This is a genomic window from Rhizobium sp. AN73, assembly GCF_030757975.1.
Classification (GTDB): domain Bacteria; phylum Pseudomonadota; class Alphaproteobacteria; order Rhizobiales; family Rhizobiaceae; genus Agrobacterium; species Agrobacterium arsenijevicii.
The window spans coordinates 953,803-977,999 of record NZ_JARWME010000002.1; the positions used below are offsets into that span (position 1 = coordinate 953,803).

Consider the following 24,197-nt stretch of genomic DNA (forward strand, 5'->3'; position numbering starts at 1 on the left):
GATATCGGGCAGGCCCACATATCACTGGCAGCGAATCCCCCAGCAGGCGGGACGTTAACGGCAAGTCTCGATGGCTGTCAACGAACGCCCGGTAGCGGCGGCACCAATGCGCGCTTTTCAGAGCCTTCCGTTCCGGAAAGGTTTCCGTCTCCAGACCAGCAGCGCCATGACGTAAAGCGCAAAAAGCACGAACCATGTGACGGGCAGCACCATAAAAAGCGCTGCATAAGCGCAGCTTCCCTCGAAACAGGAGCCGAGAAGTCCGGAATCGGCAAGCGTCCCCGACAGTAAAAACGCACATACCCCGCTTCCGACTGCGCCGAGAACGAAAAGCAATATGTTGACGATTAATCTCATCGCGCCAATCATAAGGATGATTGAGACCGCTTTGCGGAGCGGGTGGCATTGCCACGCTGATATTTCGCAGTTTCGGCCGCTCTGGCGAGAAACCGGTGTTGCCACAGCGGCAGATATGTTTTGAAGGCCGCTCGTGGGTGCTGGCCCCGCCTTGATCGGGCAGGGCCGTTATTGTCGGCTTATTATTCGGTGATGGTGTATTCGCCGAGTTCGCACAGGTTCTGCGTATCCTCGAGGTCTTCCAGCGCATCGCCCTGGAATTCGAAACGCATGTCGTATTTACAGACGCGGCGACCATCGGCGATGGTGATTTCCATCGTTTCGCCCGGACCAAGCGCCTTCTTTCCGAAAACGTCGTCTTCCCAGTTATCGACGCCCACCGGCGAGGTGTAGAAGGCGTTGAGAACGGAGCCTGTGCCATTCTTCAGCGTAAAGACCAGGTCGTCCGCCTGTGCTGCACCCGCTACCGTCAGCGCAGCCCCGAAAAATGCCGCCACTACCCATTTTGATGTCATGATATCCCCCATTACGCCAATGTTCTGGCCGGGCAATGCATACAGCCAAACCGGCGGTTTGCAATGCAAACTGCCGGTATTGGTTAAAGGGCGAAGGTGTGATTATGCGGAGTTTTTTTCGTGTCGGCCAATATATTTCGATAATTAGGAATGCATAATTAAACACATGGCAATTTTTACCACCATTCCAAGTTTTGTTTGTGGTATGTAAGTATATTTATATTTATTGTATTTCGTATTTTTGATTATTTTAATTGTTGTTGTTATTTTTACTCAATTTTATATGGATATGTTTGTGGATGTTTCGCTGTTGCGATGAATATCGTATTTTATGTTTATCGAAATAAACAACTATCCCGATAGTTTCTACTGACGAAATCAACTCGTAAAAATGGTGTTGACTAGTTGGTGAGGCAGGCGGATTTCTTTCCGATAGAGGATACTGGATTTGATCAACCGTTCGTTTTCGGTTTTCCGCGGCTTCAGGCTGCCGGGTCTTGTGGCATTCGCCATCGTGTTCGCAGGCTTTCTGACGCAGGCTTCAGGCCAGTCGCGGGCTTGTAAAGATCCGACCCCGGCCAACAATCTCGACGAAATGTTCGATGCGATCTACGCATGCTGGGTGCCGCCGGAAGACACGGAGGGGCTTGTGGTGACGTTACAGTTCATTCTGCACAGGGACGGACAGATACGGGGCAAGGTGGTCGTTACCGCTGTGCGCCCACAGGAGGATAGCCCGAGACGGCAGGCGTTCATCGATTCTGCCATCGAAGCGGTGAAGCGGGCAGCGCCTGTTCCTTTTACCGAGGAATTCGGAAGCCGTATTGCCGGGCGGCCATTGGGGCCGCGTTTTATCGGGGCGGAAAGCGCACCGAAAACGAAGTTGTAGATTGTCTGGGAAGGGAGGTCCGCTGGCGCGGATACGCGGCCCGGCGTTGCCGAAGGCGGACTATTTTTTCTAGTCCCCGCCGCTGATGCGATGCTTTAACTTAGCACCGCAACGTCTTGTCATTTTAAGAGAATTTGGTGGGTGATGTAGGGCTCGAACCTACGACCCGCTGATTAAGAGTCAGCTGCTCTACCAACTGAGCTAATCACCCGACCGACACCGTGTGGCGGTGTGAGGGGGCATATAAAGGGGAAGTTTTGGGTTGTCCAGCGCGGAAATGAAATTTCTTCGATTTTTGTGACGAAAAAATTTCAGCCGCGCTGGAAAAGCCTGGAAATCCGGGGTTTTACGGATTTTGTTTTTTACTCACCCGCGTCGGAAGGCTCTGCCGATAACGATGAGGATGCAGGCGCCGATGAAGCCGGCGATGAGATAACCGAGCCAACCGGTCAAAACGATTCCGAATACCGAGAGAATAGCGTTGGCGACGATGGCGCCGACGATTCCAAGAAGGATGTTCATGAAAACACCCATATTGCTTTTCATGAATTGTTCGGCGAGCCACCCGGCGACACCACCGATGATGATAGCTGCGAACCAGCCAATACCAGCAGATTCCATGATTTCCTCCCATGATTGCTGCACTATCGAAGGTGATGATTCTCTGGGTGAAAAGCAAGGTAAACTCCCGAAAACCTCGCTTTTTGCGGGTGGTTTTCCGCGCTGCAGGCGGTAAATAGCCTGATGCGGAGTTAAGAGGCGAAAGGCATGGATGTGCGGTTGATGTTTGGCGGATTGATTGACGGTAGGCGGGTGTTCAGCGGGCTGGAGTCCGGCCGGCGGCGAAAGGCCGCCATGGCCGCGATAATGGTCATGTTGCTCTCCCTCTTTGGCGGCTTTCTGTCGTCCGCAACATTGGCATCGGCGCAGGACGCGACAACGCCCGCCCCGGTCGCGATCCAGGCGTCCATCATCGAGCAGGCGCGGACGGATCTCGAAAAATGGAAGGCAGATGTTTCGGCGATTGCCAGACAGATGGAGGCGGGCCGCAGCGATGATGTACAGCTGGTGGACCTGAAGGGACGCGCCGACACCATTGCTGCCGATGCGGCCGCCGCCAACACCAAGCTGCGGACCCGTCTCGACCAGATCAAGACACGTCTGGACGCGCTTGGTGCTGCCCCGGCGGACGGCCAGCCACCGGAAGCGAGTATGGTGACGGAGGAGCGTTCCCGGCTGACGGCGGAGCGCGCCGAGGTCAATGCGATTGCCGGTGAGGTGGAGAGCACCGCCACCAATGCCGCGCAGATTTCCAACAACATCACGGCGGTTCGCCGGGCGCTTTTCGCCGCCACGCTGTTCAAGCGCACCGAAGTCTCCGGCCAGACGCTGGGCGACGCCACTTCCGCCTTCCTGAGCGAGTTGACCAACCTCAACAACGCCTTCAGCAGCTGGACGAGTTTCGTCTGGAACTACAAACGCCTGCCGATGTTCGGGGCGGTGATGCTGTCGATTATGGCGGCGCTGCTGTTTCTGGTGGGCGGTTACCGCTTTTTCGGCAGCCGCATGGAAAGGCGGGCCTTTACGGGCGAGCCATCCTATCTGCGGCGGCTTTCGGTGGCGTTCTGGTCGACCATGGTGCAGTCGCTGTCGCTTTTCCTGTTCCTGGTGACTTCGGCGTTTTTCCTCGATAATTTCAACGTGCTGCGTTCCGACATAGCGCCGATCCTGTTCGGGGCCATGGCGATCACGGGCTTCGTCTATTTCGTGTCGCGGCTGAGCTATGCGATCTTTGCGCCAACGCAGCCGGAATGGCGACTGCTGAAGGTTTCCAACAAGGGCGCACATACGCTGTCTTCGGCGGTGCTGTTGATGGCGCTCGTCAACGGTCTGGACTATCTGTTCGGCACAATCAGCGAGACGCTTTATTCGCCGCTGATCGTCACCGTTGCCAAGAGTTTCGTCGCCTCGATCATTATCGGCATCATCCTGCTCACCGTGTCATTCCTGCGCCCGGTTATCGGCGAAGGGCAGGATTACGAGACCGGCAACCAGCGCCTGCCGCGCTGGCTCGTCATTCTGCTCAGGGTCGGCGGGCTTGTTCTCATCGGCGCCTGCCTGACGGGTTATGTGGGACTGGCACGCTTCCTCGCCACGCAGATCGTCGCCACCGGCGCCGTGCTGGCGACGATGTATATCGGCATTCTCTCGGGCAAGGCGATTTCAAGGCAGGGCGCCTTTTTCCGAATCCCTGGCGGGTCGTTATCTCGGGCGGCGTTACGGTCTCGGTCCGGTTGCGCTCGATCAGGCGGGTCTTGTCGCGGGGCTCGGCATCTATGTCATCGCGCTTGCCTTCGGCGTGCCGCTGATCCTGTTTTCGTGGGGTTTCCAGCCGGGCGACATCGAAAGCTGGGCCTACCGGCTGCTGACGGGCATCACCGTCGGCAATGCCTCCATCTCGCTGATCGGCCTGTTCGGCGGCGTTCTCGTCTTCGCCATCGGCTACATCATCACGCGCTGGTTCCAGAAGTGGCTGGACAGCAACGTCATGGCGCGCGGGCAGGTGGATGCCGGCGTGCGCAACTCGGTCAAGACTGGCATCGGTTATCTCGGCATCGCGGTTGCGGCGATTTTCGGCGTCTCGTCCGCCGGCCTCAACCTCTCCAGCCTGGCGCTGGTTGCGTCTGCCCTGTCCGTCGGTATCGGTTTCGGCCTGCAGAACATCGTCTCGAACTTCGTCTCCGGCCTCATCCTGCTGGTCGAGCGCCCCTTCAAGGTGGGTGACTGGGTGGTGACGGGCACGACGGAAGGCACCGTCAAGCGGCTTTCCGTGCGCGCAACCGAGATCGAAACCTTCCGTGGCCAGTCGATCATCGTGCCGAACTCGGAACTCATCAATTCCTCTGTCGGCAACTGGACGCACCGCAATCGCATCATGCGCGCGGAAATTCCGGTTTCGGTGTCTTATGAGGCCGATCCGCAGCAGGTCATGGATATTCTGCTGGAACTGGTACGCACCCAGCCGCCGGTGCTGCGCAACCCCGAACCGCATGTGGAATTCGTCCGTTTCGGTGATTTCTCGCTGGATTTCGAATTGCGTTTCCACCTCGCGGATCTCTCCACCGGGCTTGGCGTGAAAAACGCACTGAGGATCGCGATCCTCAAGCGCTTCCGCGAGGAAGGGATCGCCATCCCGTTCCCGCAGCGCAACCTCAATATCCACGTAGAAGGCGATACCAACCCGCACATGCTGGCAGCGCTGCTTTCGGAAGAGGGCGACAAGGCGGTGGTGGCACATACGGGTGCGGCATCGGCGGATGCCGGGACGAGGACGGAAAAGGATGCCGGAAAAGCGGGCGACAAGATCGCTCCGGACACGAAGGCGACAGCAAAAAACGCGACCAAGGATAACTGACTGGCTGCGGCTGCGGCGATCTGCGCCGCAGCCCTGCCTAAAATGGTCGGCGTGGGGTGGGTGCGGGACCCGGCCCGGCGGCGGCGGATGATGATTTTGTCCGCAATTTTCGGCTGCGTGAAACTGGTATCCGCAAGCCTGTTGTCGTAAAAATATAATAGAAATTCCCGCTGTGACTGTATTGTCGCTTAAACCTCAAGTTGATATATTGCGGTTATTGTTTAGTTTATTTCTTTTTCTTTCGGGGTTCATATGTCGGATCCAATTGATGGAAATGCCCAACCTGCCCAACCTCCGGGCCCTGTTTCTGCGAAAACATCGCTCGGCGAAAAGCTGACGGGCTTTTGGACGTGGTTGCGGCCCCATGCCGCCAGACTATCCCTTCTGACGGCAGGCGCGGTTATCGGCTCGGCCGGTCTGTTTTTCCTGATGGGCGAGACGGACGTGACCAATGACTACCTGCCGAAGCGCTGGAACGAGATCCATTCAAAGGCTGGGCATCGAGCCGGTATATCCTCCGCAGGAGGATATTTATGTGGGAGACATTATCGCGGAAATTGTCGATTCAGGTCACAAATTCAAGTCTTTACCCGTCCTTGTGAAAGATTCGCCCTTCATTGGCCGATACGTCAAGATAACCCAAATACCAAATTTAAGGGGCTATTTTGGGGTGAAGTCGGAGGCGCCTTACTTCGGGGACAGTGTCTGGCTGGATGATAAGAGGACACTCTCCGCTGCTCAACCCCGTGTGGAGGTTGCAACGGATGGAACAGCCTCCGGTGTGGAGGTGAAGGATGCGCTTTTTCCCGTCATCAAGATAGAACGCAAGGAGGGCATAGTGGGGCTTCTTCGCAATATTGCTTTCGGTGGGGCAAGAGCGGATGTCGAGGAAATCGAACTTCAGAATGTTCAGACCTACGCGATCAACGCCTTCCATGCGCAAAATGCGCTGATGGCGTTTTGCAATGATGAATATACGGAGGTCTATTGTGCCGACGAATATCTTCGGGCGAAACTGTCATATATTCTCAAGCGCGACATTTTGGAAACTGCGGAGACTGAGGATTGTGGTCCACGCTATCTTTACGACATTCGCTTGTTTGTTGTCCGTCAGGCGTTTCTGACACGCGGGGTTAAGGTCACCAACGGTCGGGGTCGCTTGGCTTTCCTTGATGCAGGAGGCGACAAGGGCGACCTTCAGAATGATATGGATCGCGCGGCCACGGCTGCGACCACAAGCCCGCAGGGCCAGCTGCCGGAGCCTGAAAATATCGCCGACAATAAGAGTTCCTTCCGCCGCACCAACAGTTCCGGCCTCTTTTCCGATCGCCAGTTTGCAAGGCCGCTTGTCGTAGGTTTCAACAGTGTTTCCATAGGTATGCGCAACAGTACGCCCGCGTGGTTGGATGCAGCGGCAAAAGCTGCTGCCGGCAAGGACGTGAAAGATCGCGCCAAGATATGTGCGTCTTCGCTGGAGGTTGCGAAATGAGACTGGCCATTTTCCTCTTCGGTATGTTTTTCCCTTCTTTAGCAGGTGCACAGGACGCCGTCCGCCCTTCTATGGCTGCAGGTGGACTTGAGCAATTCACTGTCGATTGTATCTATCGCATTCCGCCGTGTGGCAGCGGTGGTTATCCACCGCCACCGCCACCGCCCGGTGGGGGTGGCGGAATACACAATCTGCCAGGTGGTCCTGTCTTCAAGGACTCGATCATCGTTCCCGGCAATGACGTCCTCAAGGGTTTGAAACTGGATGGTCCGGATGTGCGGGGGCTGCAGATGCAGTTACAGAACAGATAGTCCGCAAGCCCGGCCCGTCGCGTGCTTTACGGGTCAAATACCCGATCCGTTCCCGCCGAATGTTTTCCGATATCTTTGCTGCCATCTCCAAAAGAGGATAGCAGCAGTTCAAAAGCCAACCCCGGCAACAGCATTTTCTCCCCTGTCGCAGCACCCTATGGCCATGTCGCAATCAGGCGGCTGAACGGCCGCCGAGCGCTTCATATTCCCTCCCATCGATTTGGCAGCACGACAGGCAATGCCGGCGCTTTTTAGGGGTTCTGTAAATGAAGACACATGCACGGGCGGTGGTGATCGGTGGCGGCGTTGTCGGCGTCTCGACGCTTTATCATCTTGCCAAGAAGGGCTGGAGCGACAGCGTCCTTATCGAGCGCAAGGAGCTGACGTCGGGTTCCACCTGGCATGCGGCCGGTCTTTTGCCGCTGTTCAACATGAGCTACTCGGTTGGCCAGATCCACAAATACTCCGTGAAGTTCTATGAGGAGCTTCAGGAAGAGACCGGCATGAATGTCGGCTTCTCCAAGGTTTCCAACATCCGTCTCGCCCGCACCAAGGATCGCTGGGACGAATATATGTATTATGCCGGTATTGCCGAGACCATCGGTGTGCGGGTCAACATGCTGACGCCGGAACAGGTGAAGGAAATCTGGCCGCTGTGCGAGACCGACGGCCTGCTCGGTGCGATCCAGCATCCGGATGACGGTTATATCCAGCCCGCTGATCTGACACAGGCGCTCGCCAAGGGCGCGCGCGACCATGGCGCCACCATCTACCGCAACACCACCGTCACCGCCATCGAGCAACTCGAGGACGGTCACTGGAAGGTGACGACGGACAAGGGCGAAATCATCGCCGAACATATCATCTCCTGCACCGGTTCCTTTGCCCGCAAGACCGGCGAGATGGTTGGCATCAACATTCCGGTCATTCCGGTCGAGCATCAATATATCGTCACCGAGCCGCATCCGGCCATTCTTGAACGCCGCCGTCAGGGCCTGCCGGAAATGGGCGTTCTGCGTGAATCGGATTCGGCCTGGTACATGCGTGAAGAAGCCGGTGGCCTTATCCTCGGTCCCTATGAAGTCGGCGCGCCGGTCTGTTATGTCGACGGTCCCTCTGACGACAGCGAATATGAGCTGTTCCAGGAGGAACTCGACCGTCTGATGCCGCATATCGAAACGGCGATGGTGCGCGTTCCGGCCTTTGGCGAAGTGGGCATCAAGAAGGTCTATAATGGCGCTATCGCCTATACGCCCGATGGTAACCCGATCGTTGGTCCGGCACCTGGCCTGAAGAACTTCTGGCTGAACGAAGGCCATTCCTTCGGCATCACCGCTGCCGGTGGTGCTGGCTGGCAGCTTGCCGAATGGATCGTCGATGGCGAGCCGACGCTCGATCTGATGGGTGTCGATCCGCGCCGCTTCGGACCTCACGCAACGGAAGGCTACCTCATCGCCAAGAACGAGGAAGCCTATGCCAACGTCTTCACCATGCATTATCCCGATGAAGAGCGTTCTGCCGCCCGTCCGCTGAAGACGACACCGGTTTACGACCGGTTGAAGAAGCTCGGTGGCGTGTTCGGCTCCGTTTACGGCTGGGAGCGTGCCAACTGGTATGCGCCGGAAGGCTATGCACTGCGCGAGGAAGACCTCGGCGTCGGTGCTGATGTCATCACCAGCCACAACTACGCGCCGCCGCTTGATGATGGCCGTATCGTCGAGAAATGGTCGTTCCGCCGCTCGAACTATTTCGAACATGTCGGCAACGAGGTGAAGAACGTCACCCAGAATGTCGGCGTGCTTGATATGTCGGCCTTCGCCAAGATGGAAGTATCCGGCCCAGGCGCACGCGCCTGGCTGGACAGCATTCTGGCCAATATCGTGCCGAAGAAGCGCGGTCGTATCGCGCTGACGCATCTTCTGACGCCGAATGGCGGGGTGAAGGTGGAATTCACCGTCTATGAATGGGCACCGGGCCGGTTCTATCTGGTGTCTGCCGGCGGTCTTGAGGCGCACGATCATGATGTGCTTCAGCGGCTTGCGCCTACCGACGGTTCAGTCGTGCTGCAGCCGATCACCCAGAAATACGGCGTGCTGGTGCTTGCCGGTCCGAAGTCGCGCGATCTCCTGAAGAAGCTGACCCGCACCAGCCTCGAGAACAAGGATTTCCCCTGGCTGACCGCGAAGCAGATTTCCGTGGGTGTGGCGACGGCGCATGCGCTGCGCGTCAACTTCGTGGGTGAACTGGGCTGGGAACTACACCATCCGATCGAGATGCAGAACTACATCTTCGACCAGTTGATGGAAGCGGGCGCTGAATTCGGCATCAAGCCGTTCGGCATCCGGGCCATGGTGTCGATGTCGCTCGAAAAGTCCTATCGTAACATGGGCCGCGAGCTTTCGGTGGAATACAACGCCTATGAATCCGGTCTCGACCGTTTCCTGCGCCCGGAGAAGAGCTTCATCGGCCGCGATGCACTGGTGGCCTATAAGGAGGCCGGTCTGAAGTCGGTATTCTCGACGCTGACCGTATCGGGCAATACGGATGTGGATGCGCGCGGTTCGGAAGCGATCTCCGACGAAAACGGCGCACTTGCCGGCCGCGTCACCAGCGGTGGTTTCGGCTGGCGCGTCGGCAAGTCCATCGCGCTTGCCATGTTGAAACCCGAATATGCGGCGATCGGTACGAAGCTGAAAATCCGCATTCTCGGCACGCTTTATGATGCCGAAGTGGTGGAAGAAAGCCCCTTCGACACCGAAAACGCGCTGCTGCGCGCCTGAGACATTTTCCTGTCCGCATTTAAAACACGGCCCTCTTTTGGGGGCCGTGTTTTCTTTTGGGTAAGCATGTGCGCCAACTGTTTTCCGGCAAAAGTGTTATTAATTAATTTGAAAAATACGCCTGCTAATTTCCCCTGAAGGACGACGGGGGACTGGGGACAAAATGAATTTTCTAGGCATTACGGGCATGCAATATTCGGGTGTGCCTTTTACCAATTGCCGCATTTTGCTGGCGGAAGATACCAATGTGTTCACCCAGATGGTGAGCTTGCGCCTGAAGGAGCTGCTGGGGGTTTCCGTGGAGGTGTGCCGCAACTTCGAGGAGTTGCAGGCGTGTTACGAACACTCCGCCGAACCCGTGACGCTTGCTATTTCCAACATCAACCTTCCGGGGGCGGAAAATGGTGAGGCGTTGGAATATCTGATCGATCTTTCGATCCCGACCATCGTTTTCACCAGCACCTTTCACGAGGCGACCCGCGAAACGCTGATCGCCAAGAATGTGGTCGACTACATTCTGAAAGACAATATCTTCGCCGTGGACATGCTGACGGAATCCATCTGCCGGTTCCTCACCAACCACCGCCATCATGTGCTGATCGTTGATGACAGCCCGACGGCGCGGGCGCTGCTTTCCAGCCGCCTCAAGCGTTATAATTTCCGTGTCAGCCTTGCCGATAGCGGCGCAAAGGCGCTCGAAATCCTGAAGGCCAATCCCGATATCGGGCTGGTGGTCACCGACTACAACATGCCCGATATTGACGGCTTCGAACTGACACGGCGCATCCGCACCGTGCGTGGGTCGCACGAGCTGCGTATCATCGGCGTTTCCTCCTCCACCAACCGGCTGCTGTCGGCGCGATTCCTGAAGGCGGGTGGCAACGATTTCATGCTGCGGCCCTTCATCGACGAGGAGTTCTATTGCCGCGTCAACCAGAACCTTGATACGCTGGTGCAGATACAATTGGCCAAGGCCGGGGTGAGACCGGCGGCCTGAGCCGACTTCTCTTCGTCAAAACTGCGATAGGTCAGAGCTGCGATTCAAGCGGCAGGAAACGCATGATGCCCGCGACGATCCGGCGGCTGATGGCAGCGTCCGGTTCGCGCCGGTATGTTTTCGGCTGTCCCTGTTCCTCCGTCATCCAGAGGAGGTGGTTGCCGTTGTCGATATCCAGTTCGAAGCTCATCGAGCGGCGGATCTGTTCGCTGAATATCTCGTCCATGCGGGCAACCAGCGGGGCTGAGGTGAAAACAACGCCCATTTCCGTGTTGAGCGAGGCGGAGCGCGGATCGAAATTGAGCGAGCCGATATAGCCGGTCTTGCCATCGCGGGTGAAGGCCTTGGTATGCAGGCTCGCCTGTCCCGAACCGCGCAGGGTGAAGCTTGGCTGGTCCGCCTGCGCGCGTAACTCATGCAGGCGCACCCCACCCAGCAAAAGCGGTTTCCGATAGCGGGCATAACCGGCGTGAACGGCGGCCACATCAGTCGCAGCCAGCGAATTGGTGAGGATCGCGACCGACACGCCGCCCTCGGCAAGATTCAGGAAAATAGCCAGGCCCTGTTTGCCGGGAATGAAATAGGGGGAGGTGATGTGCAGGCTGTCGCTTGCCGCCTGCAGCAACGGCAGCAGGCTCTCCATCAGGAAATTATGGCCGTTGCGGCGTTTGCCTGCCGCCTTCTCGGGCGGGTCTGCCAGCACGTCCGCCTCATCAACCCAGTGCAGGCGATCCGACATCAGGAAATGGCCGCTGCCATACTGGCTTTCGACGCGCTCCAGATAGGGTTTGGCGGCCTCGCTTTTCGGTAGCGCAGCAAGCTCGCGCCGCAATCTGGCAAGCTTGCTCGGCCTGCGCGCCAGAAGCGAGCGCACCGGCACGGAAACGGCGCTGTTCCAGTAATCGTCGAAGATTTCGGTGGCGTCGGCAACGATCCTGCCGAAACCGAGAATGTCGAAATCATGGAAATTCGCCCGTTCGGCGGCATCGAAATAGGCATCGCCAATATTGCGGCCGCCGACGATCACGGCCCGCCCGTCGGCGATCCACGCCTTGTTGTGCATACGCCGGTTGACGCTGCGGAACCTGAGGACCAGTTCCAGGCTTCGGTACAGGATGTTTTCCCGCGCCCGCGTGGGGTTGAACAGCCGCAGCTCGATATTGGGATGGCTGTCGATGGCGTGGAAGATGCGGTCGGAGATGGAGACGCCGAGATCGTCCAGCAGCAGCCGCACACGCACGCCGCGGTCTGCGGCGGCAATGACTTCGCGCATCATCAGCCGCCCGGTCAGATCGGCATTCCACATGTAATACATGAGATCGAGGCTGCGCCCCGCCGCCCGCGCCGCCGCCACGCGCACCGCAAAGGCATCAAGATTGGAATGCAGCAGGCAGAGCGCGTTCTTCTCGTTCCAGCCGTTCCTAATCGACTGCCAGTGCCGATCGAGCCTGGTGGCATCCTCGGTAACGGGCAGGGCGGTTGAGGGACGTTTGGGAATGGCCTTTTCCCGCTGCTTGCTGATGACAACAAACAGGCTCGGTCCGACGACCAGCAGCACCATGACGATAAAGACCGTAAATGCAGTCACTTGTTTTGATCACTCCCGGCCCGAAGATTATCAGGCCGGGTGAAAACGCGCGAGGGCATAAAGCGTTCACACACGGATGCAGAATGCCAGAGGAGGCCGCCAGCAACGCCTTTGGGTCTCTGGCAGCTCCGGCAAGTCTATTTCGCGGCGAAAGCCCTGCCTAGCCTGTTGCCCAGGGCGCGGGCGTCTGAGAGAGCAGGGCGCTGGTTTGCCTCTTCAGCGTGGACAGGTCGAACCTGAGTGACCTCACCCTCGCTCAACCGGAACTGCGCGATCAGCCGGTTCAGTGCCGCCACCTCGTTTGCGAGCGCGTGGCTGGCCGCCGTCTGTTCTTCAACCATGGCGGCATTCTGCTGCGTGCCCCGATCAATGGAGTTCACGGCCGAGCTGATCTCGTTCAGCCCGGTCGTCTGCTCGCGCGATGAGCGGACGATCGCCGTCACGTTGCGGTCGATCTCCTGCACCTGGTCAACGATCTCCGCCAACGCAGCGCCGGTCTCTCCGACAAGGGTGACGCCCATGTGGACCTGCTCGCCGGACTTGGTGATGAGCGCTTTGATCTCCTTGGCGGCATTGGCGGAGCGTTGCGCCAGCTCGCGCACCTCCTGGGCGACAACGGCGAAACCCTTGCCCGCTTCCCCCGCCCGCGCTGCTTCCACGCCCGCATTCAGTGCGAGCAGATTGGTCTGGAAAGCAATCTCGTCGATGACGCCGATAATGTTGGAAATCGCGCGCGACGAGCTTTCGATACCGCTCATCGCCTGGACAGCGCGGCGCACGACCTCGCCGGATTTTGCTGCCCCGACGCGGGTGCGCTCGACAAGCTGGCCTGCCTCGTCGGCACGCGATGTCGCGTCCTTGAGAGACGTGGTTATCTCCTCCAGCGCAGCCGCCGTTTCTTCCACGGAAGCGGCCTGCTGCTCGGTGCGCTTGGCAAGATCATCGGACGCCGTGCGGATCTCCTCGGAGCCGGACCGGATGGCCTCGGCGTTTCTGTTGACGGCGCGAAGTGCCGACTGCAATTTTTCGAGCGAGGCGTTGAAGTCATGGCGAACCTGATCGAGCGATCCCGCGAAGGTCTTTTCGATGCGGTGGGTCATGTCGCCGTCGGCGAGCTTCTGCAGGCCCTCGGCCAGCGCCTCCACCGCATTGCGCGTCTGCTGGTCGCGTTCGGCGGCCTCCGCGGCGTGTTCTGCCCGTTCCTCATCGGTAAGCGCCCGGTTGCGCTCGGCCTCGTCTTCAAGGCGCACCTTGGCGATCGTCGCATCGCGCAATACGGCAAGCGAGCGTGTCATTTCGCCGATTTCGTCGCGGTGACGGGCTTCGGACAAATCCACGTTCGTCTGTCCCTCCGCGATCTGGCTGGTTGCGGATATGACCCTGTTGAGACGCTTGCCGAAGCGGGCGGCAAGCAGCCAGCCTATCGCGACCATAAGCCCGGTGGCGATGGCGATGACGGCGATGGAGGTGAGGGCGAGCGTCGAAAGATGCGCGAAAAGTATCGATTTCGGCACCGAGACGATGGTGAACCAGGTCGTATCCGGCAGGACATGGGCGGGCACGGCCAGCATCATGTGGCGGACGCCGGCGGCATCCGTCAGTTCGCGGGCAACACCCGGATTGTCGATCATGGCCTGCCATGCGGTCGCATCCAGACCGGAATCCTTCAGGGCTTTGCCATGTGTCCCGGCATCGGGGTGGCTGACGATACTGCCGTCTTTGCTGAGAAGTGCGATATATCCCTCTCCGAGCGGTTTCAGCCTGGCGAGGTCGGACGAAAGAGAATCGAGCGCGATATCGACACCGATCACGCCACCGAACTTGCCGTTAAACATCAGCGGCGCCATGAACGACGTCATGAAGACGTCCTTGCCGTTGATGGGATAGACGTAAGGTTCGGTCATCAGGTCCTTGCCGGTCCGGCGCGGCACGAGATAGTAGTCGCCCGCTCCGGGCGTCTCGTAGTCGACAAGCGGCTCCTGGACCGCCTTTCCATCCTTGCGCGCGTAATAGGGTACAAAACGGCCGGTCGCATCGTGGCCCGGTGTGTTGGCGAATTCCTTGTCCTTGCCGTCGAAGGCGTTGGGTTCCCAGCCGGTGCTGATGCCCACGGCGAAGGGGCTGTCTTCGAGAAGCCGTTTGAACAGGCGGTCGATGGCCGCGCGGTTCGGATTGCCGGTTTCCTTCTCGGTATGAAGTGCCGAGCGCATGTTCGCGCCAAGCGTCGTCGCGTGCGCGAAGAAGGTCTCGACATTGGCGGCGCTGGTATTGGCGGCGTTGTGCATCTCGGAGATCGAGCGTTCTTCCACCGCCCGATAGGAAAGCCATAAAAGCACACCGGCAGTCGCGACGGTCGTCAAAACTCCGGCGAAAACGATGGCGAACATGTTGCGGGCGGTAGCGGTTTTCAAAAACATCCTCATTCTCCAAAACACCGGCATCGGAGCACGGCGCTAGCAATTGCTTCATAGGGGGATGGAAGGACATGCCGGACCGGCCGGCGAGAGACAGCGAGACCATTTCGCGCAGGTATATGAGTTACTGGTTGAACGTTTAAGAATCGATAAGGCTGGCTGTAATTCTGGCGGTAATACTTAGTAGGACAAGTATTATTTGAGGTGGGCCGGGCTGAAGCCGGCTTGCCGAACGAAAACAGGAGGCTTGCGAATCGTATAAGTCTGTGCTTATGTGTTGCCATGACAGAGAATGATATTTTCCGGGCGCTCGCCGATCCGACACGTCGCGCCATTTTCGAAAAGCTGGCGGATGGCGCCATGAACGCCTCCTCCTTGCGCCAAGGCATCGACATCAGCCAGCCGGCCATGTCGCAACACCTGGCGGTGCTGCGGGGTGCCGGGCTGGTGGTTGAAAGGCGGCAGGGTCGTTTCGTCAATTACGAGGTCGATCCAGACGGACTGACACGGATTGCGGCGTGGCTTGGCAAATACCGCGCCTACTGGCCGCAACGCGTAGAAGCACTCAAGCTCTTGCTGAAGGATATGGATCAATGAACAGGGAAATGCCCACAGCACCAAAACCCGGTATCGAGCTTGAATATGATCTTGATGCGCCGCCGCAAAAGGTCTGGCGGGCGATCAGCATTCCGGCGTTCCGTGAACACTGGTTGCCGAAGGAGGCTTTGGCCGAACCCGAGGCGATCAATGTCACGCCGGGGCGGGAGGTTTGTTACAGGATGCGCGACGATGTTCCGCCATTTCTGGAAAGCACAGTCACCTTCAGGATCGCACCGAACGCAAATGGCGGCACCAGCCTCAGGATCATCCACGATATGGATGTCGTGAATACCGGCCGAATGACCAAGGCTGCCGCAAACAACAACGGTTCGCTACCCGTACTCGCCGCCTGATCAGGCGCGTTTTCCCGACATTTTCAACCGACAGGAGTTCGCCATGCGCGAAGCGATGCAACTCGTCCCTATGGTAATCGAACAATCCTCAAGGGGAGAACGGTCTTTCGACATCTATTCCCGGCTGCTGCGGGAAAGGATCATCTTTCTCAACGGCGAGGTGAACGACACGGTTTCGGCGCTGGTCTGCGCACAAATGCTGTTTCTCGAGGCGGAAAATCCGAAGAAACCGATCCATCTCTACATCAATTCGCCGGGTGGCGTCGTGACGAGCGGTCTCGCAATGTACGACACCATGCACTACATCCGCGCGCCGGTTCACACGCTGTGCATGGGAACGGCCCGCTCGATGGGGTCATTCCTGCTGATGGCGGGAGAGCCGGGCGAGCGTGCCGCACTGCCCAATGCCAGTATCCATATTCATCAACCGCTTGGCGGGTTTCAGGGGCAGGCTTCGGACATGCTCATCCATGCCGAGGAAATGCGGCAGACGAAACATCGCATGACGCGGCTTTATGCCGAGCACTGCAAGCGCGACTATGAAAAGCTGGAAGCCGCCATGGACCGGGATTTCTTCATGACGGCTGAACAGGCTCTGGAATGGGGTTTGATCGACCGCATTCTGAGCGTTCGCGACCATGTGGCTGCGGCGTGAGTCAAAACGTCCCGGCCGGTTATGACTGGCCGGGACAAATGGGCAAAGATTGACCCTCAGATATCCAGATTATCCGCGAAGGCCGCACGTTCCTGAATGAAACGGAAGCGGGCATCCGCCTTGGTGCCCATCAGATTGTCCACCGCCTCGCGGGTGCCTTCGAAATCCACATCATCAATCTCGACACGCAGCAGGGTGCGCTTTTCCGGATCCATGGTGGTTTCCTTCAACTGCGCCGCCATCATCTCGCCAAGGCCTTTGAAGCGGCCGATTTCGACCTTCTTGCCCTTGAACATGGTTTCCATCAATTCGGCGCGGTGGGCGTCGTCGCGTGCATAGGCGCTTTTGGCACCCTGACGGATGACATAGAGCGGTGGCACGGCGAGATAGAGATGGTTGCCGCGGATGAGTTCCGGCATTTCCTGATAGAAGAAGGTGATGAGCAACGAGGCAATATGGGCGCCGTCGACATCGGCATCGGTCATGATGATGATGCGCTCGTACCGCAGATCTTCTTCGCGGTACTTCGTGCGCGTGCCGCAGCCGAGCGCCTGGATGAGATCGGCGATCTGCTGGTTGGCCGAGAGTTTTTCACGGCTGGCGCTACCGACGTTAAGGATCTTGCCACGTAGCGGCAGAATGGCCTGATTGGCGCGGTTGCGCGCCTGCTTGGCCGAGCCACCAGCCGAGTCACCCTCGACGATGAAAAGCTCGGCATTCTCAGCCGTGTTCTGGGAGCAGTCTGCCAGCTTGCCGGGCAGACGCAGCTTGCGCACCGCCGTCTTGCGGTTGACTTCCTTTTCCTTGCGGCGACGCAGACGTTCTTCGGCGCGTTCGATCACCCAGTCGAGCAGCTTGTCCGCTTCACCCGGATTGCCGGCGAGATAATGGTCGAAGGGATCGCGCAGCGCGTTTTCGACGATGCGCTGGGCTTCGACGGTTGCGAGCTTGTCCTTGGTCTGGCCGACGAATTCCGGCTCGCGGATGAAGACCGAGAGCATGCCCGCTGCCGAAATCATCACGTCGTCCGTGGTGATTTCCTTAGCGCGCTTGTTCTGCGTCAGCTCCGCATAGTTCTTCAAGCCCTTGGTGAGCGCGATGCGGAAACCGGCCTCATGCGTGCCGCCTTCGGGGGTTGGAATGGTATTGCAATAGGAATGGACCTGCGTGTCGCCGCCATACCAGGTGACAGCCCATTCCAGCGCGCCATGGCCGCCGGTCTTTTCGGTGCGGCCCGAGAAAATCTCGCGGGTAACGGTGAATTCCTTGCCGAGCGTGGCCGCAAGATAATCCTTCAGACCGCCGGGGAAATGGAACACGGCCTTTTCGGGGATTTCACCGCCCGCCGGCACCATGCCGGGATCGCAGCTCCAGCGGATTTCGACGCCACCGAAGAGATAGGCCTTGGAGCGGGCCATGCGGAAGATGCGGGCCGGTTCGAACTTGGCATGATCACCGAAAATCTGCGGGTCCGGGTGGAAACGCACGCGGGTGCCGCGACGGTTATGCACGTCGCCCAGTTCTTCCAGTCCGCCGATCGGCGCGCCGCGCGAAAAGCGCTGGCGGTAAAGCTTGCGGTTACGGGCGACTTCCACTTCCAGAAGATCGGACAGCGCATTGACCACGGAAACGCCGACGCCGTGCAGGCCGCCTGAGGTCTCATAGGCCTTGCCGTCGAATTTACCGCCGGCATGCAGCTTGGTCATGATGACTTCGAGTGTGGACTTGCCCGGAACCTGCGGATGGTTTTCCACGGGAATGCCGCGGCCATTGTCCGTGACTGTCAGGAAACCTTCGATATCGAGATGGACCTCGATGAAATTGGCGTGGCCGGCGACGGCCTCGTCCATGGAGTTGTCTATGACTTCGGCGAAGAGGTGGTGCAGCGCCTTTTCATCGGTGCCGCCAATATACATGCCGGGCCGCATGCGCACCGGCTCCAGCCCTTCAAGCACGCGGATCGACGACGCGCCGTAGTCATCACCGGAAGGTGACACGGGCGCCGGAGGCGGGGGCGTCGTGACGGCCGCAACGGTTGCGGGTATCGGCTGCACGTTCACGTTTGCGGCTGCGGATACCGGGGCCTTCACGGGTTTGACCGCGTCATCGTTCGTTTCCGTTTCGCTGTTTCGTGCTGCCGGAAGACCGGAGAAGAGATCGTTGCTGTCGTCCATCATGTCCAAGGTTCAAAAATCGTGTCGTCAGAATTTCGCCAAGCGAATCAGTATGCCAATAGGGGCGATTATAGCGCCAAACGTGTAAGGCGTATGGCCTAACGCGGCGCACCCTATGTCACGACTATGTCAGGGTTTCGCAACAGGAGGATTGCGCTGCCGCCCTTGCAATGGCAAGTCTCGCAGCCACGAATGAACGGTTAACCAAGTCATGTCCACAGCTCATTTCACGTTTTGTACTCTTTTCTGCCTGACTGTTGCGGCGATGCCGGGCGGTGCCGGGGCGGCGGACGGGCCGCTGCGGCCGTTCAAGGACGAGCTTTTTTCCAGCCAGACGGTGCTTTCCACCGCTGATGGCGGCGCATCTGAGGTGATCGATTATCAGGAGATGCGCGACATCAACGGCCGCGACGAGGTGCCGGAGCGCCGGGTGAAACGGCAATATGTGGATATGGCACCAAAGAACGCGCAGGCACTGGAAACCGTGACGGTTGAGGGCAGGGCGCTTGAGGTCGGCCGCGTCGGGCCGTCATCCGGTCAGGCCTTTACCGTGATCTTCATCCACGGGCGCGGTGGCGACCGGCGTCTCGGCATGAACGACTATACGTTTGGCGGCAATTTCAACCGGCTGAAAAATCTCGCTGTTGCCAATGGCGGTACCTATTACGTGCCAAGCGTGCGGTCCTTCGACGAAAAGGGCGTTGCCGATGTTGCCGCGCTGATTGCCGATGCGGCCCGCAAATCCGGCGGCAAGCCGGTGGTGCTGGCCTGCGCCTCGATGGGCAGCTTCATCTGCTACGGCATCAGCCGAGAGAAGGCCGTCGTCGACAATCTCAAGGGCATGGCGATCCTCGGCGGCGCGGTCGATCCCGATTTTCCAAAGAGCGCCTTTGCGAAAGCGAAGAAGCCGGTCTGGTTCACGCATGGCAGCGCCGACAAGGTCTATTCCGCCGACAGCCAAGCGACGATCTTCCGCTCCTTGCTGAAGGCGCGTGAACCGGTGCGCTTCACGCTTTTCGAGACCGGCAGCCACGGAACGCCGGTGCGCATGACCGACTGGCGCACGGTTTTGAACTGGATCCTGAGCCGCTGAGGCTTTTTTTTGCCCGACAGAAGCTCATTTCGGCAAATTGACCGTCGTTTTGAACCTCTGGGCCGATTTTTTGTACCATTTGTTACCGGCTGCGTTTAAAGACATAGTCCGGGATTTCCGGCAGGGTTTCTGTCGCGATTAGGGGCCGCGGAGCGGTTGAGGGAAGGGGTGCCCGTGCAAGCGGCTCTCCGAGACAAAGGGAATGGGATACGCATGACGCCGAATGTTCGACCGCTTGTTGCCGGAAACTGGAAGATGAACGGCACCCGTTCGTCGCTCGATCAGATCAAGGCCATGGCTGAGGGCGTCAAGGGCGCGCTTTCCGAGAAGGTGGATGCGCTGATCTGCCCGCCTTCGACGCTTCTCTATGTGGCAACCGCGCTGTGCGACGACAGCCCGCTGATGATCGGTGGGCAGGATTGCCACCAGAATGTTTCCGGCGCGCATACGGGCGACATTTCCGCCGAGATGATCGCCGATTGCTTCGGCACCCATGTCATCGTCGGCCATTCGGAGCGCCGCACAGACCATGCCGAAACGGATCATCTGGTTCGCGCCAAGGCCGTTGCCGCGCATGAGGCCGATCTCATCGCCATCGTCTGCATCGGCGAAACGGCGGATGAGCGCAAGGCGGGCCAGACGCTCGACATTCTCAAGCGCCAGCTTGCCGGCTCGCTGCCGGATGAGGCGACCGCTGAAAACACAGTCATCGCCTATGAGCCTGTCTGGGCGATCGGCACCGGTCTGACGCCGACGACGCAGGATGTGCGCGAGGCCCATGCCTTCATGCGCGACGAGCTGGTCAAGCGCTTCGGCGGTGAAGGCAAGACCATGCGTATTCTCTACGGCGGCTCGGTGAAGCCTGCCAATGCACTCGAACTGATGGGCGTCGAGAATGTCGACGGCGCACTGATCGGCGGCGCGAGCTTGAAAGCCTCCGACTTCCTTTCCATCTATGCGGCATACGAGCAACTGACGGCTTGAGACAAGCTTTCCTGTCACAGTGGCGGGAAAGGGGCTTGGAATAAGCCTTCGCCTCATGTAAAGAGCCGCGAAACCTTCTTTGTAGTGCTCCGCGCGGGGCATGGAATGGATTGTCATGCAGACCGTTTTGATTGTTATTCACCTCATGATCGTGCTGGCGCTTGTCGGCGTGGTTCTGATCCAGCGTTCCGAAGGCGGCGGCCTCGGCATCGGCGGCGGTTCGGGCTTCATGTCCGCTCGCGGAACGGCCAATGCGTTGACCCGCACGACGGGTATCCTCGCCGCGCTGTTCTTCGTGACGTCGCTCGGACTTGGTCTTCTGACCCGGTACGAAGCGCGCCCGACCGATATTCTGAACCGTATTCCGGCCACGCAAGGCCAGGGCAACGGCATTCTCGACACGCTCGGCCCGGCACAGACGCCGGCAACACCGGCTCCGGCTGAAAATGGCGTTCCGACCAACAGCGGCGCTGCAGCACCTGCGCAGACGGCTCCGGCCACTGCTGGCGCAACGGCTCCCGCTCCGGCAGCGGCAAAGCCCGCCGATCCGAACGCAGTTCCGACCGGTCAATAAGCCCGGTTATGATTTAACGCTCCGGCAGGCCAAAAGCCTGCCGGTTTTCTTTTGTTCGTATTCCGGCCAGCTGAATTGTGAATTCGTCAACAGCGAATTTGCAACAGCATGAAATTTGGGCTGGCGGAATCAGAGGTAAAAAGGTATCCGGTGAATCCCATGGCGCGATATGTATTCATCACAGGCGGCGTGGTCTCCTCTCTAGGTAAGGGCATCGCGGCCGCGGCACTCGGAGCATTGCTGCAATCCCGTGGTTATCGGGTGCGGCTTCGCAAACTCGACCCCTATCTGAACGTTGATCCCGGCACCATGAGCCCGACCCAGCACGGTGAAGTGTTCGTGACGGACGACGGTGCCGAGACGGACCTCGACCTTGGCCACTATGAACGCTTCACGGGGCGTTCCGCGACCAAGACAGACAACATCACCACTGGCCGCATCTACAAGAACATCATCGACAAGGAACGCCGCGGCGACTATCTCGGCGCGACCGTTCAGGTCATTCCGCATGTCACCAACGAGATCAAGGATTTCGTGATCGAAGGCAATGACGATTACGACTTCGTCATCTGCGAAATCGGTGGCACGGTGGGTGATATCGAGGCGATGCCGTTCATGGAGGCGATCCGCCAGCTCGGCAACGACCTGCCGCGCGGCACCGCAATCTATCTTCACCTGACGCTGATGCCTTACATTCCGGCAGCCGGTGAGTTGAAGACCAAGCCGACCCAGCATTCCGTGAAGGAACTGCAGGCTCTCGGTATTCATCCCGACATTCTGCTTGTGCGCGCCGACCGGGAAATCCCGGAAGCGGAACGCCGCAAGCTTTCGCTGTTCTGCAACGTGCGTCCTTCCGCCGTCATCCAGGCGCTGGATGCGGCCAATATCTACGACGTGCCGATTGCCTATCACCGCGAAGGTCTTGATGACGAGGTACTGGCGGCATTCGGCATTGAGCCTGCCCCCAAGCCGCGTCTGGAAGACTGGGAAGAGGTCTGCAACCGCATCCGCACGCCGGAAGGCGAGGTAACGATTGCGATCGTCGGCAAATATACCGGCCTCAAGGATGCGTATAAATCGCTGATCGAGGCGCTGCATCACGGTGGCTTTGCCAACCGCGTCAAGGTCAAGCTGGAGTGGATCGAGTCGGAAGTCTTCGAAAAGGAAGATCCGACCCCCTATCTCGAAAAGGTCAACGGTATTCTCGTGCCGGGCGGTTTCGGCGAGCGCGGTTCCGAAGGCAAGATCAGGGCGGCGCAGTTTGCGCGTGAGCGTAACGTGCCCTATTTCGGCATCTGCTTCGGCATGCAGATGGCGGTCGTGGAAGCAGCCCGTCATCTGGCCGGCATCGAAAATGCCTCGTCCACCGAATTCGGCCCGACGGCGGAACCCGTCGTTGGTCTGATGACCGAATGGGTGAAGGGCAACGAGCTGGAGAAGCGTTCGTCGAAGGGCGACCTCGGCGGCACCATGCGTCTCGGCGCTTACAAGGCGGCGCTGAAGAAAGACACCAAGATCGCCGAAATCTACGGCACCACGGATATTTCCGAGCGCCACCGTCACCGCTACGAGGTGAATGTGGACTACAAGGACCGGCTGGAGAATTGCGGCCTCGTCTTCTCGGGCATGTCTCCTGATGGTGTCCTGCCGGAAACGGTGGAATATCCTGACCACCCATGGTTCATCGGTGTGCAGTATCACCCGGAACTCAAGAGCCGCCCGCTCGATCCGCATCCGCTATTTGCGAGCTTCGTTGAAGCAGCGGTGGAGCAGAGCCGGCTGGTTTGACGGTTTGAAGAATATGAAAAGGGTCGCGACAGCGGCCCTTTTTTTTGGTGCACGCACTCGCCGCCAAAGTTTCGACGATGCGTCTTGTTCCGTCATCCTCGGGCTTGACCCGAGGATCCATTGCTCGGCGGTTATGGATCCTCGGGTCAAGCCCGAGGATGACGGAGGAGAGGGTACAACTAGTCCGAAGATGCACGGTGCGGTGGATCGCCGGGATACCTCATGCCAGAAAGTTCTGTCTCCGCAACCACACCTCGTACCAGTTTGGCCATTCCTCTGTCGGGGTGCCGGCCTTGCCCATGTCAAAGCCGTGGCCGCCGGATGCGATTGGATGAAACTCGACATCCACACCAGCCTTTTCACAGGCCTCTCGCATGATACGGCTATTGGCGGGATCGGAAATCCGGTCGTCATCCGCCTGCGTGAGGAAGACCGGAGGGCAATCTTTGCTCACATGGCTTTCCACTGACCACTCTCGTGTTGCCTCGTCTGTCGGGTGCCTGCCGATAAGCGACCTCCGGGTCGATGTATGGTCATAGGGTGCTGCAAGCGTGATGACCGGATAGATCAGGGCCGCAACATCCGGCCGGGCTGATTGCCTGTCGATGTCATCGACTGCTTCGTAAGGCGCAAAAGCCGAGCGGGCGGCGGCCAGCCCCATCAAGTGCCCGCCTGCAGAAAAGCCAAGTGCGCCGATCCTGTGCGGATCGATCTGCCAGTCCGAAGCGCGTGCACGCACCAGACGAAATGCGCGCTGCGCATCCTGAAGCGGCGCCAGCGGTCCAGCAGCCCATCCTTCAATCGGAAGACGGTAGGTGAGGACAAAAGCATAAATGCCTCTAGCCGCGAGCCAGCGTGCGGCGGGATAGGACTCCTTGCCTTCCTCGATGCGTTTATATCCACCGCCACCTGCAATGATCATTGCGGAACCATTTGGCTTTGCGGGAGCGAACACCTCCAGGCTCGGTACGGCAATGTTGGTGACAGCGCCTTTTTTGCTGATATCCGGGACGCCGTTCGGACCACCGCCTCCCGGAGGCGGGCCGGGCCAAAGCGAAATCCGGGGCCGATCGCCTTGCGCAAACAGATTTGGGACTTTCATGGCCGTGGCGAGGAACGCGCCACCTAGAAGCAGGCTGCGACGGCAAATCATGATGTCATCCTCAATCGCGCACCTGGTTTCGGCATTCTCTGCGGACGAACAGTTTACGAGGACGATTT

The 24,197-nt window shown here is 58.9% G+C and carries 20 protein-coding genes, 1 tRNA gene and 1 pseudogene; 13 read left to right on the top strand and 9 right to left on the bottom strand.

Annotation, left to right across the window (positions count from 1 at the left end; translation table 11 throughout):
- Nucleotides 1-117 precede the first annotated feature (117 nt).
- A complete protein-coding gene (locus RBH10_RS14660) occupies nucleotides 118-369 on the bottom strand; it encodes a hypothetical protein (RefSeq protein WP_045020157.1) in 252 nt (83 codons plus the stop codon).
- Between the two features lie 170 nt (nucleotides 370-539).
- Nucleotides 540-872 (bottom strand): hypothetical protein, encoded by a 333-nt coding sequence (locus RBH10_RS14665; protein WP_045020546.1) that lies wholly within the window; start codon nucleotides 870-872, stop codon nucleotides 540-542.
- Nucleotides 873-1,320: 448 nt separating this feature from the next.
- Here RBH10_RS14665 and RBH10_RS14670 point away from each other — a divergent pair, with 448 nt between their 5' ends.
- Nucleotides 1,321-1,761 (top strand): hypothetical protein, encoded by a 441-nt coding sequence (locus tag RBH10_RS14670; protein ID WP_281036714.1) that lies wholly within the window; start codon nucleotides 1,321-1,323, stop codon nucleotides 1,759-1,761.
- Nucleotides 1,762-1,896: 135 nt separating this feature from the next.
- Here the strand turns inward: RBH10_RS14670 and RBH10_RS14675 are convergent.
- The 3 genes from RBH10_RS14675 to RBH10_RS14685 form a co-directional block, all read right to left on the bottom strand.
- Nucleotides 1,897-1,972, bottom strand: a tRNA-Lys gene (locus tag RBH10_RS14675).
- Between the two features lie 155 nt (nucleotides 1,973-2,127).
- On the bottom strand, nucleotides 2,128-2,382 hold the full coding sequence (locus RBH10_RS14680; protein WP_281036713.1) for a GlsB/YeaQ/YmgE family stress response membrane protein: 255 nt from the start codon (nucleotides 2,380-2,382) through the stop codon (nucleotides 2,128-2,130).
- A 131-nt stretch (nucleotides 2,383-2,513) separates the two neighbouring features.
- A complete protein-coding gene (locus RBH10_RS14685; RefSeq protein ID WP_281036712.1) occupies nucleotides 2,514-2,636 on the bottom strand; it encodes a hypothetical protein in 123 nt (40 codons plus the stop codon).
- Between RBH10_RS14685 and RBH10_RS14690 the strand changes: the two are divergent.
- From RBH10_RS14690 to RBH10_RS14710, 5 genes and pseudogenes are all read left to right on the top strand, one after another.
- Nucleotides 2,629-5,176, top strand: a pseudogene (locus RBH10_RS14690) (mechanosensitive ion channel family protein). The gene RBH10_RS14685 and the pseudogene RBH10_RS14690 sit on opposite strands and share 8 nt — an antisense overlap.
- Before the next feature lie 535 nt (nucleotides 5,177-5,711).
- Nucleotides 5,712-6,665: a hypothetical protein gene (locus tag RBH10_RS14695; protein WP_306180683.1), complete on the top strand. Its 954-nt coding sequence runs from the start codon at nucleotides 5,712-5,714 to the stop codon at nucleotides 6,663-6,665.
- Nucleotides 6,662-6,976: a hypothetical protein gene (locus RBH10_RS14700; RefSeq protein WP_281036709.1), complete on the top strand. Its 315-nt coding sequence runs from the start codon at nucleotides 6,662-6,664 to the stop codon at nucleotides 6,974-6,976. Before RBH10_RS14695 ends, RBH10_RS14700 begins: the two co-directional genes overlap by 4 nt.
- A 266-nt stretch (nucleotides 6,977-7,242) precedes the next feature.
- Complete coding sequence (locus tag RBH10_RS14705) at nucleotides 7,243-9,756, top strand: FAD-dependent oxidoreductase (RefSeq protein WP_045020148.1); 2,514 nt, start codon at nucleotides 7,243-7,245, stop codon at nucleotides 9,754-9,756.
- A gap of 163 nt (nucleotides 9,757-9,919) precedes the next feature.
- Complete coding sequence (locus RBH10_RS14710; protein WP_045020145.1) at nucleotides 9,920-10,753, top strand: response regulator; 834 nt, start codon at nucleotides 9,920-9,922, stop codon at nucleotides 10,751-10,753.
- Between the two features lie 31 nt (nucleotides 10,754-10,784).
- Here RBH10_RS14710 and RBH10_RS14715 read toward each other — a convergent pair whose 3' ends face one another.
- A complete protein-coding gene (locus tag RBH10_RS14715; RefSeq protein ID WP_281036708.1) occupies nucleotides 10,785-12,341 on the bottom strand; it encodes a phospholipase D family protein in 1,557 nt (518 codons plus the stop codon).
- A gap of 137 nt (nucleotides 12,342-12,478) precedes the next feature.
- Nucleotides 12,479-14,758 carry a methyl-accepting chemotaxis protein gene (locus RBH10_RS14720; protein ID WP_281036707.1) on the bottom strand — a complete coding sequence of 760 codons (2,280 nt, stop codon included), beginning with the start codon at nucleotides 14,756-14,758 and terminating at the stop codon, nucleotides 12,479-12,481.
- Nucleotides 14,759-15,037: 279 nt separating this feature from the next.
- Between RBH10_RS14720 and RBH10_RS14725 the strand changes: the two genes are divergently transcribed.
- From RBH10_RS14725 to RBH10_RS14735, 3 genes are read left to right on the top strand one after another with little or no spacing between them, the layout of a single operon-like run.
- On the top strand, nucleotides 15,038-15,352 hold the full coding sequence (locus RBH10_RS14725; RefSeq protein ID WP_281036706.1) for a helix-turn-helix transcriptional regulator: 315 nt from the start codon (nucleotides 15,038-15,040) through the stop codon (nucleotides 15,350-15,352).
- Nucleotides 15,349-15,708 carry an SRPBCC domain-containing protein gene (locus tag RBH10_RS14730; RefSeq protein WP_281036705.1) on the top strand — a complete coding sequence of 120 codons (360 nt, stop codon included), beginning with the start codon at nucleotides 15,349-15,351 and terminating at the stop codon, nucleotides 15,706-15,708. Before RBH10_RS14725 ends, RBH10_RS14730 begins: the two co-directional genes overlap by 4 nt.
- A gap of 43 nt (nucleotides 15,709-15,751) precedes the next feature.
- Nucleotides 15,752-16,363: an ATP-dependent Clp protease proteolytic subunit gene (locus RBH10_RS14735; protein ID WP_045020136.1), complete on the top strand. Its 612-nt coding sequence runs from the start codon at nucleotides 15,752-15,754 to the stop codon at nucleotides 16,361-16,363.
- A gap of 56 nt (nucleotides 16,364-16,419) precedes the next feature.
- Here RBH10_RS14735 and parE read toward each other — a convergent pair whose 3' ends face one another.
- Complete coding sequence (gene parE, locus RBH10_RS14740; RefSeq protein WP_281036704.1) at nucleotides 16,420-18,540, bottom strand: DNA topoisomerase IV subunit B; 2,121 nt, start codon at nucleotides 18,538-18,540, stop codon at nucleotides 16,420-16,422.
- Between the two features lie 208 nt (nucleotides 18,541-18,748).
- Between parE and RBH10_RS14745 the strand changes: the two genes are divergently transcribed.
- The 4 genes from RBH10_RS14745 to RBH10_RS14760 all read left to right on the top strand — a co-directional run bounded on the left by RBH10_RS14745 (nucleotide 18,749) and on the right by RBH10_RS14760 (nucleotide 22,976).
- Nucleotides 18,749-19,630 (top strand): alpha/beta hydrolase, encoded by an 882-nt coding sequence (locus tag RBH10_RS14745; protein WP_281036703.1) that lies wholly within the window; start codon nucleotides 18,749-18,751, stop codon nucleotides 19,628-19,630.
- Between the two features lie 213 nt (nucleotides 19,631-19,843).
- A complete protein-coding gene (gene tpiA / locus RBH10_RS14750; RefSeq protein ID WP_281036702.1) occupies nucleotides 19,844-20,614 on the top strand; it encodes a triose-phosphate isomerase in 771 nt (256 codons plus the stop codon).
- 115 nt (nucleotides 20,615-20,729) lie between these two features.
- Nucleotides 20,730-21,188, top strand: a complete 459-nt coding sequence (gene secG / locus RBH10_RS14755; protein ID WP_045020544.1) for a preprotein translocase subunit SecG — start codon at nucleotides 20,730-20,732, stop codon at nucleotides 21,186-21,188.
- 159 nt (nucleotides 21,189-21,347) lie between these two features.
- Nucleotides 21,348-22,976 carry a CTP synthase gene (locus RBH10_RS14760; RefSeq protein ID WP_045020543.1) on the top strand — a complete coding sequence of 543 codons (1,629 nt, stop codon included), beginning with the start codon at nucleotides 21,348-21,350 and terminating at the stop codon, nucleotides 22,974-22,976.
- A 220-nt stretch (nucleotides 22,977-23,196) separates the two neighbouring features.
- Here the strand turns inward: RBH10_RS14760 and RBH10_RS14765 are convergent, their stop codons facing one another.
- Nucleotides 23,197-24,129: an alpha/beta hydrolase gene (locus RBH10_RS14765; protein ID WP_281036701.1), complete on the bottom strand. Its 933-nt coding sequence runs from the start codon at nucleotides 24,127-24,129 to the stop codon at nucleotides 23,197-23,199.
- Nucleotides 24,130-24,197 lie beyond the last annotated feature (68 nt).

Excerpts from the sequence above, each read along its gene's own strand:
- RBH10_RS14660 (WP_045020157.1), bottom strand. The coding sequence starts at position 369 with ATGATTGGCGCGATGAGATTAATCGTCAACATATTGCTTTTCGTTCTC.
- RBH10_RS14665 (WP_045020546.1), bottom strand. The coding sequence starts at position 872 with ATGACATCAAAATGGGTAGTGGCGGCATTTTTCGGGGCTGCGCTGACG.
- RBH10_RS14680 (WP_281036713.1), bottom strand. The coding sequence starts at position 2,382 with ATGGAATCTGCTGGTATTGGCTGGTTCGCAGCTATCATCATCGGTGGT.
- RBH10_RS14685 (WP_281036712.1), bottom strand. The coding sequence starts at position 2,636 with ATGACCATTATCGCGGCCATGGCGGCCTTTCGCCGCCGGCCGGACTCC.
- RBH10_RS14700 (WP_281036709.1), top strand. The coding sequence starts at position 6,662 with ATGAGACTGGCCATTTTCCTCTTCGGTATGTTTTTCCCTTCTTTAGCA.
- RBH10_RS14705 (WP_045020148.1), top strand. The coding sequence starts at position 7,243 with ATGAAGACACATGCACGGGCGGTGGTGATCGGTGGCGGCGTTGTCGGC.
- RBH10_RS14710 (WP_045020145.1), top strand. The coding sequence starts at position 9,920 with ATGAATTTTCTAGGCATTACGGGCATGCAATATTCGGGTGTGCCTTTT.
- RBH10_RS14720 (WP_281036707.1), bottom strand. The coding sequence starts at position 14,758 with ATGTTTTTGAAAACCGCTACCGCCCGCAACATGTTCGCCATCGTTTTC.
- RBH10_RS14725 (WP_281036706.1), top strand. The coding sequence starts at position 15,038 with ATGACAGAGAATGATATTTTCCGGGCGCTCGCCGATCCGACACGTCGC.
- RBH10_RS14730 (WP_281036705.1), top strand. The coding sequence starts at position 15,349 with ATGAACAGGGAAATGCCCACAGCACCAAAACCCGGTATCGAGCTTGAA.
- RBH10_RS14735 (WP_045020136.1), top strand. The coding sequence starts at position 15,752 with ATGCGCGAAGCGATGCAACTCGTCCCTATGGTAATCGAACAATCCTCA.
- parE (WP_281036704.1), bottom strand. The coding sequence starts at position 18,540 with ATGATGGACGACAGCAACGATCTCTTCTCCGGTCTTCCGGCAGCACGA.
- RBH10_RS14745 (WP_281036703.1), top strand. The coding sequence starts at position 18,749 with ATGTCCACAGCTCATTTCACGTTTTGTACTCTTTTCTGCCTGACTGTT.
- tpiA (WP_281036702.1), top strand. The coding sequence starts at position 19,844 with ATGACGCCGAATGTTCGACCGCTTGTTGCCGGAAACTGGAAGATGAAC.
- secG (WP_045020544.1), top strand. The coding sequence starts at position 20,730 with ATGCAGACCGTTTTGATTGTTATTCACCTCATGATCGTGCTGGCGCTT.
- RBH10_RS14760 (WP_045020543.1), top strand. The coding sequence starts at position 21,348 with ATGGCGCGATATGTATTCATCACAGGCGGCGTGGTCTCCTCTCTAGGT.
- RBH10_RS14765 (WP_281036701.1), bottom strand. The coding sequence starts at position 24,129 with ATGATTTGCCGTCGCAGCCTGCTTCTAGGTGGCGCGTTCCTCGCCACG.